Source organism: Virgisporangium aurantiacum (genome assembly GCF_016863635.1).
In the GTDB taxonomy this organism is placed as follows: Bacteria; Actinomycetota; Actinomycetes; order Mycobacteriales; family Micromonosporaceae; genus Virgisporangium; species Virgisporangium aurantiacum.
Window position 1 is genome coordinate 199,894 of the sequence record NZ_BOPG01000003.1, and the last position, 15,642, is coordinate 215,535.

Genomic DNA, 15,642 nt, shown 5'->3' on the forward strand with positions numbered 1-15,642 from the left:
GAGGCGACGGGAAAGGTAACCCCATGGACTTCAGCTTCGACGAACGCACCGCCGAACTGCACGAGAAGCTCACCGACTTCATGGCCGAGCACGTCTACCCGGCCGAAGCGGTGTTCGAGGAGCAGCTCGCGGCGCAGTCCGACCCCTGGTCACGTCCCCCGGTGATCGAATACCTGAAGCAGAAGGCACGCGAGGCCGGGCTGTGGAACCTCTTCCTGCCCGACCCCCGGTTCGGCGCCGGCCTCACCAACCTGCAGTACGCGCCGCTCTGCGAACTGCTCGGCCGCAGCCCGCACCTGGCCCCCGAGGCGCTGAACTGCGCCGCGCCCGACACCGGCAACATGGAGCTGCTGGCCGACTTCGGCTCCGCCGCCCAGCACGAACGCTGGCTCACGCCGCTGCTGCAGGGCGAGATCCGGTCGGCGTTCTGCATGACCGAGCCCGACGTGGCCAGCTCCGACGCCACCAACATCGCCACCCGCATCACCCGCGACGGCGACGACTACGTGATCAACGGGCGCAAGTGGTGGTCGTCCGGCGCGATGAACCCGAACTGCGCGGTGTTCATTGTGATGGGCAAGACCGACCCGGACGCCGACCGGCACAAGCAGCAGAGCATGATCTGCGTTCCGCGCGACACGCCGGGCATCACGGTCAAGCGGGGCATGCACGTGTTCGGCTACACCGACGGCTCGCACGGCGGCCACGCCGAGATCGTGTTCGACGACGTGCGGGTCCCCGCCGACCACCTCATCGGCGCCGAGGGCGACGGCTTCGCGATCGCGCAGGCGCGGCTCGGCCCCGGCCGGATCCACCACTGCATGCGGCTGATCGGCAAGGCCGAGCGGGCGCTGGAGCTGATGTGCCGACGGACCAGCGAACGGGTCGCCTTCGGCAAGCCGCTGGCCGAGCAGGGCGTGATCCAGGACTGGATCGCCGAGTCACGGGTCCGCATCGAACAGGCCCGCCTCCTGGTGCTGAAGACCGCCTGGCTGATGGACACGGTCGGCAACCGGGGCGCCCACTCCGAGATCCAGGCCATCAAGATCGCCGTTCCCTCGATGACCGAGTGGGTCATCGACAAGGCCATCCAGGCCCACGGCGCGGCCGGCGTCAGCCAGGACACCCCGCTGGCCGTCCTCTGGGCCAGCACGCGGACGCTCCGGCTGGCCGACGGCCCCGACGAGGTCCACAAGGCGTCACTGGCACGGCGTGAGCTGCGCAAATACCGCTGACAAACCCCAGCGCACCGGGCCTCAGGCCGTATTTCAGGCAGAGGCCCGGTGCACGAGGTGCGTCTGAAGGAGGACGTCGGGCACGTCCTCGCCGTTGATCAGGTCGAACAGCAGGCGGGCCATCGCGCGTCCCATGCCCTCCACCGGCTGGTGGATGGTGGTCAGCGGCGGGTCGGACTGCTTCGCGACCCACGCGTCGTCGAAGCCGACCACCGCGATGTCGTCGGGAACCCGGCACCCGGCCTGGCGCAACGCGCGGAGAGTTCCCAGCGCCATCACGTCGCTGCCGACGAAGATCGCGTCGAGATCCGGGACGCGCTCCAGCAGCGCCCGGGTGGCCACCGCGCCGCTCTCCTCGCTGAAGTCGCCCGGCTCGACGTCGGACGGGCGCACCGGCCGGCCGGCCGCCGCGAGCGCCGACCGGTAGCCGGCCAGCCGCTCGATACCCACGGCCATGTCCTGCGTGCCGGCGACGTGCGCGATCCGCTGCCGCCCGGAGGCGATCAGGTACTCGACGGCGGTGCGGGCACCGCCCTCGTTGTCGCTGTCGACCCAGCGGACCGGCCAGTGCGGCGCGATCGCGCTGACGGTGCGGCCACCGAGCACGGTCGGCAGGCCCCGTTCGCCGAGCATCGCCGGCAGCGGGTCGGCGCCGTGCAGCGAGAGCAGCATGACGCCGTCGACGTGCTGGGTGGTGAGGTGGTGCTCGACCCGCTGCCGCTCGGCCGGCCGCTGGGCCATCGCGAGCCAGAGCTGGAGCGGGGTGGTGGCGAGTTCGGCGCTGATGCCGCGCACGACGCCGGCGAAGAACGGCTCACCGAAGACGCGTTCCTCGGATTCGGACACGACCAGGGCCACCGAGTCGGTGCGGCGGGTGACCAGGGCACGGGCGGCGCGATTGGGCACGTAGCCCAGTTCGTCGATGGCGCGCTGAACGGCTTCGCGGGCCTGCGGGCTCACCTGTGCCGAGCCGTTGACCACGCGCGAGACCGTGCCCCGGCCCACGCCGGCACGCGCCGCGACCTCGTCGAGGGTCGGGCGCGTACCGGGGGGTCGGGCGCGGGTCATCGGTTCCTGATCACATCCGAGTACCAGTGTGCACTGGCTTTCGGGACGCGGCGCTGCGCGTCCTCATAGTCGACATACACCATGCCGAACCGGCGGGTGTACCCCCAGGCCCATTCGAAGTTGTCCATCAGGGACCAGGCGAAGTAACCGCGCAACGGTACACCAGCTTCGATGGCTCGTGCGCACGCGCCGAGATGCCCCTCGAAGTAGTCGATGCGCTCCTGATCGTTGACCGTGCCGTCGGCGTCGAGCTTGTCCTCGAACGCGGCGCCGTTCTCCGTGATGTAGATCGGCAGCGACGTGTACCCGGCGACCTGCTGGAGCACCTCGTACAGGCCCTGCGCGTCGATCTCCCAGTCCATCGCGGTGACCGGCACGCCTTCCCGGTGCACGAACTGCACGAACTCGCTGCCCGGGTAGGCGCTGGGCTCGCCGTGGTGGCTCTCCCGCTCGGCGGCGTCGGACCCGGAGACCACGTGCCGGCTGTAGTAGTTGACGCCGAGGAAGTCGAGCGGCGCCTTGATCACGTCGAGGTCGCCGTCGCGCACGAAGCTGAAGTCGCTGAGCGGCGCGAGATCCTGCTTCACGTCGTCCGGGTAGCGACCGAGGAGGACCGGCTCCAGCCAGATGCGGTTGCACATGGCGTCGATGCGGCGGGCCGCGTCGGCGTCGGCCGCGGAGTCGGTCTCCGGGGAGACGGCGTACAGGTTGAGCGTGATGCCCACCTCCGCGCCGCGCGTCTTCAACTCCCGCGCCGCGAGCCCGTGCGCGAGCAGCAAGTGGTGCTGCGCCGGCACGGAGAGCGACGTGTCGTCGGTGCGACCGGGCGCGTGGACGCCGGCCGCGTAGCCGAGGTACGACGAGCACCAGGGCTCGTTGAACGTCGTCCACCGCTTGACCCGGTCGCCGAGGGCGTCGTGCACGGTGACGGCGTACTGGCAGAAGCGCTGGGCGACGTCGCGGTTGGGCCAGCCGCCCGCGTCTTCGAGCTCCTGGGGCAGGTCCCAGTGGTAGAGCGTCAGCCAGGGCTCGATGTCGCGTTCGAGCAGGCCGTCGACCAGCCGGTTGTAGAAGTCGAGGCCCTGGGGGTTTGGCCTGCTGCCGCCGTTGGGCAGGACCCGGGACCAGGAGACGGAGAAGCGGTAGGCCTGGAGGCCGAGATCCTTGATCATGTCAAGGTCTTCGTCGAGGCGGTGGTAATGGTCGCAGGCGACGTCACCGGTGTGCCCTTCGAGCACCTTCCCCGGGGTACGGGAGAACGTGTCCCAGATCGAGGGCGTGCGGCCGTCTTCGGCTGCCGCTCCCTCGATCTGGTAAGCGGCGGTGGCGGCACCGAGGACGAAGTCCGCTGGCAGGGCTGTCACGCGGTCACCTTTCGTCGATATTGGCGATCTTGACTCCGTATGTACCGACATCGATACGCGGAGCCAGGAGCGCGGGCGCTCAAGGGGTGGGAGCGCTCCCACTGGGAGCTTAGGTCATTCTCCGCAATAGCGTGGATGCCTGAGTTGCGTCCCAGCGATCGGGTTCGAAGTCGGCGAGCCAGTCGCGCAGTCCGGCCGGGTCCGGTTTGGCCGGATCCGCGAGGACCTCGATCAGGTCGGCGTACCCGCCGGCGCCGCCGACGTCCTCCGGCGGACCGGCCCGCTCGCCGGCCACACAGGCCGGGTAGCGCTCGTCCGGATCGGCGTCGAACACGCGCTCGACCAGCACTTCGTGCTCCCACCAGTCACCGAAGTCGTAGACATAGGTGATCTTCTTGCCCTCCGCGGCGACCGCGTCGAGCCGCACGTCGAGCTCGTCGGCGAGCTCCAGTTCCTCGAGCGGATCGGGCTCGCCGTACTGCTCGCCGCCGATCTCGAAACTGTGCAGGTGGTACCCCTGCCAACCGAGCGAGAGCTGGATGATCCGACTCACCCGATCGAGGGTGTATCCGCCCGGCACCAGGATCCGCCGCCAGATCGGCGGATCGGTGTCGAGCACGGTGACCTTGAGCTGGTAGATGCGGCGGCGTTGCATGTCGTCCTTTGGGGTCCGTAGTGCGTGCCGACATTGTTGACCGCCGTCGACCGTCGGTGCACGCTATCTGGCGTGATCGGCGCGTGACCAAGATCCTCCAGTTCGAGCGTGGCGAGGCCCCCCTCGGCGACGACGACCTACTGGCCGCGTACGCCACCGACCCCGGCGCGCCGTGGCTGCGGGTCAACTTCGTCACGAGTCTCGATGGCGCGGTAACGGCCACCGACGGGTTCTCCGCGGGCATTTCCGACGAAGCCGACAAGCGCGTCTTCGGCCTCCTCCGCATGACCTGCGACGCCCTGATGGTGGGCGCCGGCACGCTGCGCCACGAGGGCTACGGCGCGATGCGGCTGGGCGAGCGCCGCGAGGACTGGCGGGTCGCGCACGGCCTTCCCGAGAACCCGCTCCTGATCATCGTGTCGAGGCGGCTGGACCTCGACCCCGCGTCGCCGATGTTCACCGACGCACCGGTCCGCCCGTTGATCGTCACCTCCAGCGCCGCACCGGTGGACCGCCGCCAGGCCCTGTCGGAGGTCGCCCACGTCCTGGCCATGGGTGACGACGAGGTGGACCTCCCGGGCGCGCTGGAAGCGATCCACGCGCTGGGCTTCCCCCAGATCCTCTGCGAAGGCGGCCCCCACCTCCTCGGCTCCCTGACCGCAAACGACCTGGTAGACGAGCTCGACCTGACGCTGTCCCCCCTCCTGATAGGCCCCGGCCCCGGCCGAATCACCGCCGGCCAGGCCCCGGAGTCCCCCCGCTCCCTGCAGCTCCACCACATCCTGACGGCCGGCAACCTCCTCCTCCTGAGATACACCCGCCCCCCTGCTCCCAGTTGATCTTGCAGTTGTGGTGCCAGGCTCACCCGTGTTTGTCCGGGTTTGTGGGGCACCACAACTGCAAGATCGACGCGTATGGGGGTGGCGGCAGGGCGTGGTGACGTCGGCTACCCGGCGCATTGGGGCAGGATGCTATGCGAACGTACGTGCGATCATGAGGAGGCGCCGCGTGGACCCTGAGACCGCCGGCAGCCCGGTCGGCCGGGTGCTGGGCACCTCCGACGCCACGCCGCTGCAGTTCTGGGTGGCCGTCGCCAGCGGTGCCTACCTCCAGCTCGACGACGTCGTGGTCACCAGCCGCGAGCTCCCCGACGGGTCCAGCGTGAGCATCGCCGGCGTGGTCACCGCTGTGCGGGCCCGACACGAGGGCGCCGCCTTCGACTCCGACGTGTTCGCGATCGCCGACGGCACGCTGCCCGCCCAGGTGCAGGAGGCGGCCGAGATCACCACCACCCGGGTCACCCCCGAGGTCTACGTGCCGCCGCAGCCGGGCGCGATCGTCCACCGCGCCAAGGGTGAAGCCCGCGCACAGGCGCTCTACTTCGACCGCATGGACCGCCAGGTGCCGATCGGCTTCGGCCGCGACGGCGAGCCGCTGTTCCTCAACGCCGACTTCATCGACGGCCAGCGAGGCGCGCACGTCTCCATTTCCGGAATCTCGGGTGTGGCCACGAAGACCAGCTTCGCCACGTTCCTGATGTACTCGATGCTGCGGAGCGGCGTGCTCGGCGGCGCCGGCGAGAGCGCCAACACGAAGGCGCTGATCTTCAACGTCAAGGGCGAGGACCTGCTGTTCCTCGACCACCCCAACACCAGGCTCGACGATGCCACCCGGGAGAGCTACGCCCGCCTCGGCCTGCCCGCCGGCCCGTTCCCCGACGTCCGGGTCTACGCGCCGCCGCGGGCCGGCGGTGCCGACGCCACGCCCGACACGAACGCGAGAATGACCGGCGTCGACCCGTTCTACTGGACGCTCGCCGAGTTCTGCGCCGACGGCCTGCTCCCCTACGTCTTCGCCGACGCCGACGACGAGCGGCAGCAGTACACGATGGTGGTCCACTCGGTCGCCGCGCACCTCAAGAAGGTCGCCGCACCCGCCGAGGGCGCCATCACGCTCGAGGGCACCCGCATCGCCAGCTACGAGCACCTGGTCGACCACCTGGTCGAGCAGCTCGGCGACGAGGCCACCCGGTTCGCCTGGACCGGCACCGCCGTCGGCCTGGGCACGGTGAACGCGTTCGCCCGGCGACTGATCAACAGCAAGCGCGACCTGTCCCGGCTGATCCGCGGCGACCTCGCCCAGCGGCGGCCGCACTCGATCAACACGGCCGAGAGCGCCCAGCTCACGGTCGTCGACTTGCACAACCTGCCCGACCGGGCGCAGCGGTTCGTCGTCGGCGTCACGCTGAAGACGGAGTTCGAGCGCAAGGAGAAGTCGGGCACCGCGAAGCCGCTGCTGTTCGTGGTGCTCGACGAGCTGAACAAGTACGCGCCGCGCGAGGGCTCGTCGCCGATCAAGGACGTGCTCCTCGACATCGCCGAACGCGGAAGATCACTCGGCGTCGTCCTCATCGGCTGCCAGCAGACGGCCAGCGAGGTCGAGCGGCGCATCGTCACCAACGCCGCGATCAAGGTCGTCGGCCGGCTCGACCCGAGCGAGGCCAGCCGCACCGAGTACGGCTTCCTGCCGCCGGCACAGCGCCAGCGCGCGCTGATCGCCAAGCCCGGCACGATGTTCCTCAGCCAGCCCGACATCCCGGTGCCGCTCTGCATCGAGTTCCCGTTCCCCGGCTGGGCGACCCGGCCGGGCGAGGCGGGCGAGCCACCGGTCAGCGCGTTGCGCTCGATCGTTCAGACGAAGGACCCGTTCGCCGTGGTCGGCGCCTCGGTCGGCGGCCTGTCCGACGACGACATCCCGTTCTAGAGAGGGCCCAGCGTGCGACTGCTGCACACGTCCGACTGGCACGTCGGGAAGGTGCTCAAGGGCCAGTCCCGGCTCGACGAGCAGATCAAGGCGCTCGGCCAGGTCGTCGAGGTAGCCCACAAGGAGCGGCCCGACCTGGTGATCGTCGCCGGCGACCTGTACGACACGGCCAGCCCGACGGCCGACGCCACCAAGGTCGTCACCCGGGCCCTGAGCGCGCTCAAGGCAACCGGCGCCGACGTGGTCGCGATCGGCGGCAACCACGACAACGGGCCCGCCCTCGACGCGCTGCGGCCGTGGGCCGAGGCCGCCGGCATCACCCTGCGCGGCGCGGTCAGCGCGAGACAGAGCGACCACATCGTCGCGGGAACCACCGAGGGCGGGGAGGAGTGGCGGCTGGTCGCGTTGCCGTTCCTCTCGCAGCGGTTCGCGGTGCGGGCGTCCGAGATGTTCGACCTCACCGACGCCGAGGCCACCCAGACGTACGCCGATCACATCGCGCGCCTCCTCGAGAGCCTGACAAGAACCGCGTTCGGCACCGACACCATCAACCTGATCACCACCCACCTCACCGTGCTGGGCGCCACCCAGGGCGGCGGCGAGCGGGAGGCGCACACGATCATGGGCTACGCGGTCCCGGTCAGCGTGTTCCCGCAGAAGGCGCACTTCGTGGCGCTCGGCCACCTGCACCGCGCGCAGACCGTCCCCGGGCCGAGCGTGGTGCACTACTCCGGCAGCCCGCTCGCGATCGACTTCGGCGAGACCGAGAACATGCCCGGGGTGTCGATCGTCGACGTCACGAAGAACACCGCGGCCAAGGTCCGCACGGTGGAGATCACCGCCGCCACCCGCCTGCGCACCATCCGCGGCACGATCGCCGACCTGGAGAAGTTCCCCGACGACGGCTCGTGGCTGCGCGTCTTCGTCCGGGAACAGCCCCGGGCCGGCCTGCGCGAGGAGGTGCAGGCCATGCTGCCGAACGCGCTGGAGGTCCGGATCGACCCGGCGATGCTCCCCGAGACCACCACCGACCGGCCCACCGGAACCCGGGCCGGCCGCTCGCCGCGGGACCTGTTCACCGAGTACCTGAACAGCCGGGGCCACGTCGACGACGCCACCCTGGACCTGTTCGGCACGCTCTACGAGGAGGTGGGCTGATGCGACCGCTGCGGCTCGACCTCGCCGGGTTCACCGTCTTCCGCGAGCCCACCACCGTCGACTTCACCGACACCGACTTCTTCGCGCTGGTCGGCCCGACCGGCGCCGGCAAGTCCACCGTGCTCGACGCGATCTGCTTCGCGCTCTACGGCACCGTGCCCCGGTGGGGCAACCGGACGTCGATCGGCAACGCGCTCGCGCCCAGCGTCACCGAGGGCCGGGTACGGCTGGTGTTCGAGACGGCCGGCGCCCGGTACGTGCTCACCCGCGTGATCCGGCGCGACGGCAAGGGCGCGGTGACCACCCGCCAGGCCGGCATGGAGGCGCTGCCGCACGGCTTCGACCTGAGCCGGTTCGACGACGACGGCGGGACGCTCGACGGCGAGCTCGGCGAGGTCCTGGCCGGCACCCCCGGCGAGGTCGACCAGGCGGTCGCCGACGTCGTCGGCCTGCCGTACGAGCAGTTCACCAAGTGCGTCGTGCTGCCGCAGGGCGAGTTCGCCGCGTTCCTGCACGCCAAGCCGGCCGACCGGCAGAAGATCCTGGTCAACCTGCTGGGCCTGGAGATCTACGGCCGGGTGCGGGAGAAGGCCGGCGGGGTCGCCGCCGAGGCCGACCTCAAGCTGAAGGCCGTCGACGGCCTGCTCGCCGGGTACGCCGACGCCACCGACGAGACCAGAAGGATTTCCGTAGCCAGGGTCGAGGAAACGCGTCATCTCGCAGTTGAAATTGATCTGGCCTTGCCGCAACTCGCCGCCGCGACGCAACAAGCGGCCAACGCCCGCGACTCGTTGAGCGCGCTCGATGCCGAGATCTCGCGGTTGGCCGCGGTGCACAAGCCGCCGGCCGCCGACGGCCTGACCCGGACGGCGCTCGATGCCCGCGCGGCGGCGGCCGAGGCCGCGACGGCGGTGACCCAGGCCGAGGAGCACGAGGAGAAGCTCCGCGCCGAACTGACGGCCGCCGGTGACCCCGCCGCCCAACGGCGCTGGCTCGACGCCCATGCCGAGCGGGCCAAGGTGGAGCGCGAGGCGAAGGCGCTGGAGAAGCAGCTCGCGTCGGCCGCTCAGGAGCATGCGACGGCGGAGGCGGCCGTGGCCGCGGCGCGGGCGGATGCCACCGCGGCCCAGCAGGCGCTCGACGACGCCCGCGAGGCCTACCAGACCGCGCTGGCCCTCGACCGGGCCGGCGAGTTGCGCCCCCACCTGAAGCTCGGCGAGCCGTGCCCGGTGTGCGAGCAGAAGGTCGCCGCACTGCCATCGAGCGGCCAGGGGCACGCGGCCGAAAGCGCGAAGGCGGCGGGTGTCGTGGCCCGGAAACAGGCCGACACGGCGGCCGCTGTCGTCGAGACGCGCGCCACCGCGCTGCGCGACCTCGACCGCGCCGTGGCCGCCGGCCGGGCGCAGGCCGAGGCGTCGGCCCGTCGGATGTCCACATTGGACAGTCAGCTCGCCGGTGCGCCCGACCCCGCGACCCTGAAGCGCTCCCTGGCCGAGCTCGACGCCAAGCGCAAGGCCTGCGACGACGCCACCGCCGCCGTGCGCAAGGCGCGCACGGCGGCACGGGCCGCGGCGGCCGCGGCGGAGACGTCCGAGGCGGCGGTCCGGGCCGCGTGGCGGGAATTCGATGTGACGCGGGATGCGCTCGCTCCGTTCGGCCCACCCCCGGCCGACCGGGAGGACCTCGCGGGTACCTGGACGGCGTTGGCATCGTGGGCGTCCGAGCAGGCCGGCACCCGGCGCGACGCGCGCGACACCGCCGCGGCCGCCGTCTCCGGTGCCGACGCGGCTGTCGCGACGGCGCGGGCCGCCCTGGTCGCGCTGTTCGAGAACGCCGCGGTGCCGGTGCCGGTCGGCGACTACGCGCGGGCCGCGGCGGTCGCCGTGGAACGCGCCGAGGCGGCGCAGCGGCGGATCGAGGAGCGCATCGCCGAGGCGTCCAGGCTCCGCGACGACCGCGCGACCCACGAGCGCACCGCCCAGGTGGCCCGGACCCTGGCCACCCACCTGCGGGCCGACCGGTTCGAACGGTGGCTGCTCGCCGAGGCCCTCGACGCCCTGGTGGCGGGCGCCTCCCGCATCCTGCGCGAGTTGAGCGGCGGCCAGTACGACCTGGTGCACCAGCGGGGCGAGTTCTTCGTCGTCGACCACCACGACGCCGGGTTGCGGCGGGCGGTGCGCACGTTGTCGGGCGGCGAGACGTTCCAGGCGTCGCTCGCGCTGGCCCTGGCGCTGTCCGAGCAGCTCGCCGGCATGTCGGCGGGCACGGCGTCGCTGGAGTCGATCGTCCTCGACGAGGGCTTCGGCACGCTCGACGCCGCCACCCTCGACACGGTGGCGGCCACGCTGGAGAACCTCGCGGCGCGCGGCGACCGGATGGTGGGCGTGGTGACGCACGTGCGGGCGCTCGCCGAGCGGATCCCGGTACGGTTCGAGGTCACTCGGGACGCGCGGACGGCGCGCGTGGAACGGACGGCGCTGTGAAGCTCTTCGTGGAGGCGTGGGACCCGACGTACGGCGCCGCGGTCGAGAGCCCCGACTTCGCGGGCGGCGGCGGCACACCGTCCGAGGCCCGGCTGGAGCTCGACGTCGAGCGCTCCGCCGAGGCGTGGGAGCCGATCTCGCCGCCGCCCGACGTCCGGGCGCCCGACGTGGCCCTGCTGGTCGACGGCGTCCGCCGCACCGACGCCCGGGTGTGGGTCGGCGACGAGAACACGGTCCTGCCCGGGCTGGCCGCGTCGTACGCCGCCGGGGTGGTGCGGTGCGACCTCCGGCGGGCCGTCGCCGAGGTGGTCACCGCCCGGGTGCAGCGCGGGGTGTTCACGCCGTTCACCAACGGCGCGCCGGCGCTGGTCACCTCCGCCGGCCGGTATCCGGTGCTGCCGGCGAAGAGCGGCGACCTGATGGCGATGTCGTCGGCGGTGCAGCAGCACCTCCAGGCGCTGGAGTCGTCGGTGCTGGCCGAGTCCCGCGACGAGTCGACGGCCGACGAACTGCTGGTCGCCGACGGCCCGCTGCGCGGGCGGGCCGGGATCTCGCGCATGCTCGGCTACATCAAGAGCCACGAGAAGCGGTACCTGAACGGCCATCAGTCTTCTGTGGTCATGGCGTTGAAGGCCGGCCAGCGCAGCCCGGTGTTCAAGCTCGGCACCCGGTGGGAGCAGTACACCTGGTACCTGCGCCTGCCCGGCCCGGGCGGCGCGCCGTGGAGCAACCTGGCCCGCATCGAGTGCTCGGTGGAACTGCCGGCGCAGGCCGCGATCGCGCTGGCCGACCTGTCGATGGTGACGCTGCCGCGCTTCGCCGCCACCTCGTACAAGGACCCCCGCGCGCCGCAGAACCTGGTGCCGATCGCGGGGCTGGAGCGCCGCCTGCGCACCATGCTCGGTGACGGGCGGCTGCTGCACCGGGCGCTGACGCTCGCCGCCCACCGGGAGCCCGCGGGTGTCTGACCGTTCGTTCGCGGTTCCGGATCGCTACGACCTCGCCCGGTCGATGCGCCACCTGGCCGTGATCCCGAACGACCCGACGCTGGTGGTGAGTGACCGCGAGGCCTGGTGGGCCACGCGGACGCCCGACGGGCCGGGTTCGCTGCATCTTCGGGTGTCCGGCGCCTCTTTGTCGGCTTTCGCCTACGGACCGGGCGCGTCGTGGCTGCTGTCGCGCGCCGACGCGATCGCCGGCCTGCACGACGACGTGAGCGGGCTCGCCGCGTTCGACCACCCGCTCGTGCGCCGGCTGGCGCGCACGTTCGCCGGGGTGCGGATCCCGGCCACGGGACGGCTGTTCCACCACACGGTGGCCGCAATCCTCGGCCAGAAGGTGACCGGCGGGGAGGCGTCCCGCGGCTACCGCGGCCTGCTGCGACACTTCAAGGCGCCCGTCCCCGGTCCGGCACCGCCCCGCCTGATGCTGTCGCCCGACCCGGCCGACGTCGCGGCCACGCCGTACTGGCAGTTCCACCCGTGGGGCATCGAACAGAAGCGCGCCGACACCGTACGGCGGGCCGCCGCGTTCGCCGTCCGCCTGGAGAAGGCCACCGACCCGGCCCTGGCCACCCGCCTGCTGACCTCGGTGCCCGGCATCGGCGCGTGGACGGCCGCCGAGGTGGTACGGGTCGCCTTCAGCGACGGCGACGCCGTGAGCGTCGGCGACTACCACCACAAGAACGTGGTCGCCTGGGCGCTGGCCGGCGAGCCCCGCGGCACCGACGAACGCATGCTCGAACTGCTCGAACCCTTCCGCGGCCACCGCGGCCGCGTGGTAACCCTGCTACAACTGGCCGGCCACTCCGCCCCAAAATTCGGCCCGAGGATGCCCATCCGCTCCTTCGCCCGCTTCTAACCCCCCTCCCCGTTGATCTTGCAGTTGTGGTGCCGGGTTCAGTGGGTTTTATCCCCGTTTGAGAGGCACCACAACTGCAAGATCGACTGGCTGGGTGGGGTCAGGGGGCGGGGTCAGGCGGACAGGACGCGGCGGAGACGTTGGGTGGAGATGCCGAGTTGCTTGGCGAGGTCGTCCGTGGTGGCGTCGGGTTGCCTCGCGGCCAGCTCGGCCGCCAGGCGACGGGTCTCCTCGACGGGGCGGCCCCGGCGCGCGGGGGCGGCCTGCGCGGGGATGCGGGCACCGGTGGGCACGCGGGCGCTGGCGGTCGCCCGGGCGGTGGCGGGTGACGTGGTGGTGCGTTGACGCGGACGCACGGCGGCCAGCCGTTCACCGAAGTGCTCGCCCAGGTGCTCCCGGAGGTTCTCGCGGAGGTTCTCGCTCAGGACCGGCGACCCGGGCTCCGGCTGGAGCAGCGGCTTGGTCTCGACGAGTTCGGACCCACCGGAGGTGGGGACCTCGGCCATGGCCGAGGTGATCGTGGTGACGCCGTTCCCGGGCAGCGGGGTCGCTTCCGGGACGGGCGCAACGCGTCCCATATTGTCCTTTTCCTGCATGGCCCGCAGCCGCCCCGCGAGCTCGACCAGCGACACGCTCGCGACCACCACCAGGCCGTCGACGCTCAGCGGCAGCAGGTACGGGGCGGCGCCGGTCTCGCCATAGCGGGCGGCGACGCCGGCCATGTGCCAGTAGGAGACCCAGGCGGCGATGCCCGCGATCGTGGCCGTGGCGCCCAGGCGCACGGCGGCGAGCGAGCGCCGGTAGACCGGGACCCGCGAGATCAACTCGACCGTGAGCAGCAGCGCCAGCGGCGGCCAGGCGGCGATGGCCTGCGCGATCGGGTTCTGGTTGGCGTGCAGGATGTTCGCCGCGACACTCGCGGCCACTCCGAGCGTGAGGACGGCGCGAACCGCCCACCTGACGCGTCGTAACTGGCGAAGTGACACGAGAACTCCTCACAATCCGGGTCGGACTGAGTCATCCTCGACAGCGGCCGTCCATAGCGCACGCAGCGACGGCGGCGTGTCGCCGAGGTTGGCGTGGCTGATCACGAATCGATGACAATCGGACACCTTTCTTGCCCCGAGGCGTCACCATCCACCCGTGAAGACCCTGTTCGCATTCCTGCTCCGGATCGCCAACTCCGCCAAGGCGACCGTCGCCACGTTCCTGCTGCTCGTGCTCGCGAGCGCGGTGATCTACAGCCTTCTCGAGAACAAGGGCGTCGGTGACGCCGTGTGGTGGGCGGTCGTGACCGCGACCACCGTCGGTTACGGCGACACCTACCCGACCACTCCCGGCGGGCGGATCCTCGCCGGCGTGCTGATCTCCAGCATGGTGCTGCTGGTGGTGCCGCTGATCACGGCCCACTTCGCCAGCAAGCTCATCGTCGACCAGGACGCGTTCCGGCACGAGGAGCAGGAGGAGATCAAGGCCAACCTGCGGGCCATCCGGGCCTACGTGGACCGGATGGAAGCCGCTTCTAGCGCGCCGGACAGCTCTGACCGACCGGCGGCACCTTGAGGTTGATCAGGTACTCGTTGACGGCGTTGTTGATGCACCGCGTCTGCGGGTACGCGGTGTGCCCCTCGCCCTCCCAGGTGAGCACCACGCCGACCCCGAGCATGGTCGCGAGCGCCGGTGTCTGCTCGTAGGGCGTGGCCGGGTCGCCCTTCGTGCCGACCACCACGATCGGCGGCGCGCCCTCGGCCTTGCCGACCGGGTACGGGTCGCGCTTGCCGGGCCACTGCGCGCAGATCAGGTTCAGCGCGAGCGACGCCCCGAACAGCGGGTACTTGGTGCGCCACTCGCTCTGCAGCCGGCGCGCCTCCTCGACCGTGACCGACTTGTCGTCGTCGGTGCAGTTGACCGCGAGGTTGGCGTCGAACAGGTTCGAGTACTTCCCGCTGGAGTCGCGCTCGGCGTAGCTGTCGGCGAGTTCGAAGATGCCCTTCGGGTCGCCGCCCTTCAGGTTCGCCAGCGCCTCGGCCAGGTCGGGCCAGCGCTGCTCGCTGTACAGCGACGAGGTGACCGCCGTGAAGACCCAACCGGCGGTCGCCTTCCGGCCACCGGGCTGGCCGACCGGCGCCGTGCGGGCCGCCTGCAGCGCCGTGGTGACGGCCGCGCGCGCGTCGGGCCCGATCGCGCACTTCGCCCCCTCCGCCGTGCACCAGTTCGCGAAGTTGGTGAACGCCCGTTCGAAGCCCTTCGCCTGCCCCTCCGACGAGTCCTTGCCGCTCTGCGCGGGGTCGACGGCGCCGTCGAGCACCAGGGCGCGGATCTTCGTGGGGAACAGTTGGGCGTAGGTGGCGCCGAGCAGCGTGCCGTACGAGTAGCCGAGGTAGGTCAGCTTCTCGTCGCCGACGGCGGCGCGCACCGCGTCCATGTCGCGGGCCGCCTGCTCGGTGGAGAACAGCGACAGCGTGTCGCCGTACTTGTCGCCGCACTCCTGCGCCATCTTCCGGGCCAGCGCCACCAGCCCGTCGAAGTCGGCCTGGCTCACCGGGTCGGGGTCGTAGCCGAAGTTCGCGTCGAGGTCTTCGTCGGAGAAGCACTCGACCGGGCTGGACTTGCCCACGCCGCGCGGGTCGAACCCGACGATGTCGAACTTCCAGATGATGTCTTCGGGCAGCCCCTGCGAGAGGTAGTACGCCAGGTCGACACCGGAGCCGCCCGGGCCGCCGGGGTTGACCACCAGCGACCCGATCCGCCGGCTCTGCCGGCTCGACTTCGCCTTGAGGAGCGCGATGTCGAACGTCTTGCCGTTGGGCGCGGTCCAGTTCTGCGGCACCTTCATCACGCCGCATTCCAGCGTGACGTTGGGGACGTCGCGGTAGTCGTCGCACGGACCCCACACGGGCGGCGTGACGCCGGCCGCCGTGGATCCCGAGGGCGCCGGGTCGCCCGAGATCGGCGCCGCCCACCGCGTAGGCGGCGAGACACAGCCGGCGAGCAGCAGGACGACGGCCGCGACGACGGCAAGTCTTGGGGTGGGGTGCCTCACGTTCTTGAGCCTA

Annotated in this window: 12 protein-coding genes and 1 pseudogene; 8 read left to right on the forward strand and 5 right to left on the reverse strand. The window is 71.6% G+C overall.

The window, feature by feature from the left end:
* Positions 1 to 23 precede the first annotated feature (23 nt).
* On the forward strand, positions 24 to 1,235 hold the full coding sequence (locus Vau01_RS01550; RefSeq protein ID WP_203986181.1) for an acyl-CoA dehydrogenase family protein: 1,212 nt from the start codon (positions 24 to 26) through the stop codon (positions 1,233 to 1,235).
* Positions 1,236 to 1,268: 33 nt separating this feature from the next.
* Here Vau01_RS01550 and Vau01_RS01555 read toward each other — a convergent pair whose 3' ends face one another.
* From Vau01_RS01555 to Vau01_RS01565, 3 genes are all read right to left on the reverse strand, one after another.
* The gene (locus tag Vau01_RS01555) at positions 1,269 to 2,303 is read right to left on the reverse strand and encodes a LacI family DNA-binding transcriptional regulator (protein WP_203986184.1); all 1,035 of its coding nucleotides are present in this window, start codon (positions 2,301 to 2,303) and stop codon (positions 1,269 to 1,271) included.
* Entirely contained in the window at positions 2,300 to 3,667 is a 1,368-nt protein-coding gene (locus tag Vau01_RS01560; protein ID WP_239151212.1) for a GH1 family beta-glucosidase, read from the reverse strand. The genes Vau01_RS01555 and Vau01_RS01560 overlap by 4 nt, the downstream gene beginning before the upstream one ends.
* Before the next feature lie 109 nt (positions 3,668 to 3,776).
* Positions 3,777 to 4,322, reverse strand: coding sequence for a plasmid pRiA4b ORF-3 family protein (locus Vau01_RS01565; protein WP_203986190.1), 546 nt, complete (start codon positions 4,320 to 4,322; stop codon positions 3,777 to 3,779).
* An 83-nt stretch (positions 4,323 to 4,405) separates the two neighbouring features.
* Between Vau01_RS01565 and Vau01_RS01570 the strand changes: the two genes are divergently transcribed.
* The 6 genes from Vau01_RS01570 to Vau01_RS01595 all read left to right on the forward strand — a co-directional run bounded on the left by Vau01_RS01570 (position 4,406) and on the right by Vau01_RS01595 (position 12,586).
* The gene (locus Vau01_RS01570) at positions 4,406 to 5,161 is read left to right on the forward strand and encodes a pyrimidine reductase family protein (RefSeq protein WP_203986192.1); all 756 of its coding nucleotides are present in this window, start codon (positions 4,406 to 4,408) and stop codon (positions 5,159 to 5,161) included.
* Between the two features lie 154 nt (positions 5,162 to 5,315).
* The gene (locus Vau01_RS01575; RefSeq protein ID WP_203986195.1) at positions 5,316 to 7,085 is read left to right on the forward strand and encodes an ATP-binding protein; all 1,770 of its coding nucleotides are present in this window, start codon (positions 5,316 to 5,318) and stop codon (positions 7,083 to 7,085) included.
* 12 nt (positions 7,086 to 7,097) lie between these two features.
* Positions 7,098 to 8,243 (forward strand): exonuclease SbcCD subunit D, encoded by a 1,146-nt coding sequence (locus Vau01_RS01580; protein ID WP_203986198.1) that lies wholly within the window; start codon positions 7,098 to 7,100, stop codon positions 8,241 to 8,243.
* On the forward strand, positions 8,243 to 10,726 hold the full coding sequence (locus tag Vau01_RS01585; RefSeq protein WP_203986200.1) for an AAA family ATPase: 2,484 nt from the start codon (positions 8,243 to 8,245) through the stop codon (positions 10,724 to 10,726). The genes Vau01_RS01580 and Vau01_RS01585 overlap by 1 nt, the downstream gene beginning before the upstream one ends.
* A complete protein-coding gene (locus Vau01_RS01590) occupies positions 10,723 to 11,694 on the forward strand; it encodes a hypothetical protein (protein WP_203986202.1) in 972 nt (323 codons plus the stop codon). Before Vau01_RS01585 ends, Vau01_RS01590 begins: the two co-directional genes overlap by 4 nt.
* Before the next feature lie 43 nt (positions 11,695 to 11,737).
* Positions 11,738 to 12,586, forward strand: a complete 849-nt coding sequence (locus Vau01_RS01595; protein ID WP_203986600.1) for a DNA-3-methyladenine glycosylase family protein — start codon at positions 11,738 to 11,740, stop codon at positions 12,584 to 12,586.
* A 113-nt stretch (positions 12,587 to 12,699) separates the two neighbouring features.
* Here Vau01_RS01595 and Vau01_RS63115 read toward each other — a convergent pair whose 3' ends face one another.
* Entirely contained in the window at positions 12,700 to 13,572 is an 873-nt protein-coding gene (locus Vau01_RS63115; RefSeq protein ID WP_239151214.1) for a DUF2637 domain-containing protein, read from the reverse strand.
* A gap of 154 nt (positions 13,573 to 13,726) precedes the next feature.
* Here Vau01_RS63115 and Vau01_RS01605 point away from each other — a divergent pair.
* Positions 13,727 to 14,149, forward strand: a pseudogene (locus Vau01_RS01605) (potassium channel family protein); the annotation flags it as partial.
* Here Vau01_RS01605 and Vau01_RS01610 read toward each other — a convergent pair.
* Positions 14,109 to 15,629, reverse strand: a complete 1,521-nt coding sequence (locus tag Vau01_RS01610) for an alpha/beta hydrolase (RefSeq protein WP_239151215.1) — start codon at positions 15,627 to 15,629, stop codon at positions 14,109 to 14,111. The pseudogene Vau01_RS01605 and the gene Vau01_RS01610 overlap by 41 nt on opposite strands.
* Positions 15,630 to 15,642 lie beyond the last annotated feature (13 nt).

What these genes read in the sequence shown, in the direction of transcription:
- Vau01_RS01550 (WP_203986181.1), top strand. Translation starts at nt 24, where the DNA reads ATGGACTTCAGCTTCGACGAACGCACCGCCGAACTGCACGAGAAGCTC.
- Vau01_RS01555 (WP_203986184.1), bottom strand. Translation starts at nt 2,303, where the DNA reads ATGACCCGCGCCCGACCCCCCGGTACGCGCCCGACCCTCGACGAGGTC.
- Vau01_RS01565 (WP_203986190.1), bottom strand. Translation starts at nt 4,322, where the DNA reads ATGCAACGCCGCCGCATCTACCAGCTCAAGGTCACCGTGCTCGACACC.
- Vau01_RS01575 (WP_203986195.1), top strand. Translation starts at nt 5,316, where the DNA reads ATGAGGAGGCGCCGCGTGGACCCTGAGACCGCCGGCAGCCCGGTCGGC.
- Vau01_RS01585 (WP_203986200.1), top strand. Translation starts at nt 8,243, where the DNA reads ATGCGACCGCTGCGGCTCGACCTCGCCGGGTTCACCGTCTTCCGCGAG.
- Vau01_RS01595 (WP_203986600.1), top strand. Translation starts at nt 11,738, where the DNA reads ATGCGCCACCTGGCCGTGATCCCGAACGACCCGACGCTGGTGGTGAGT.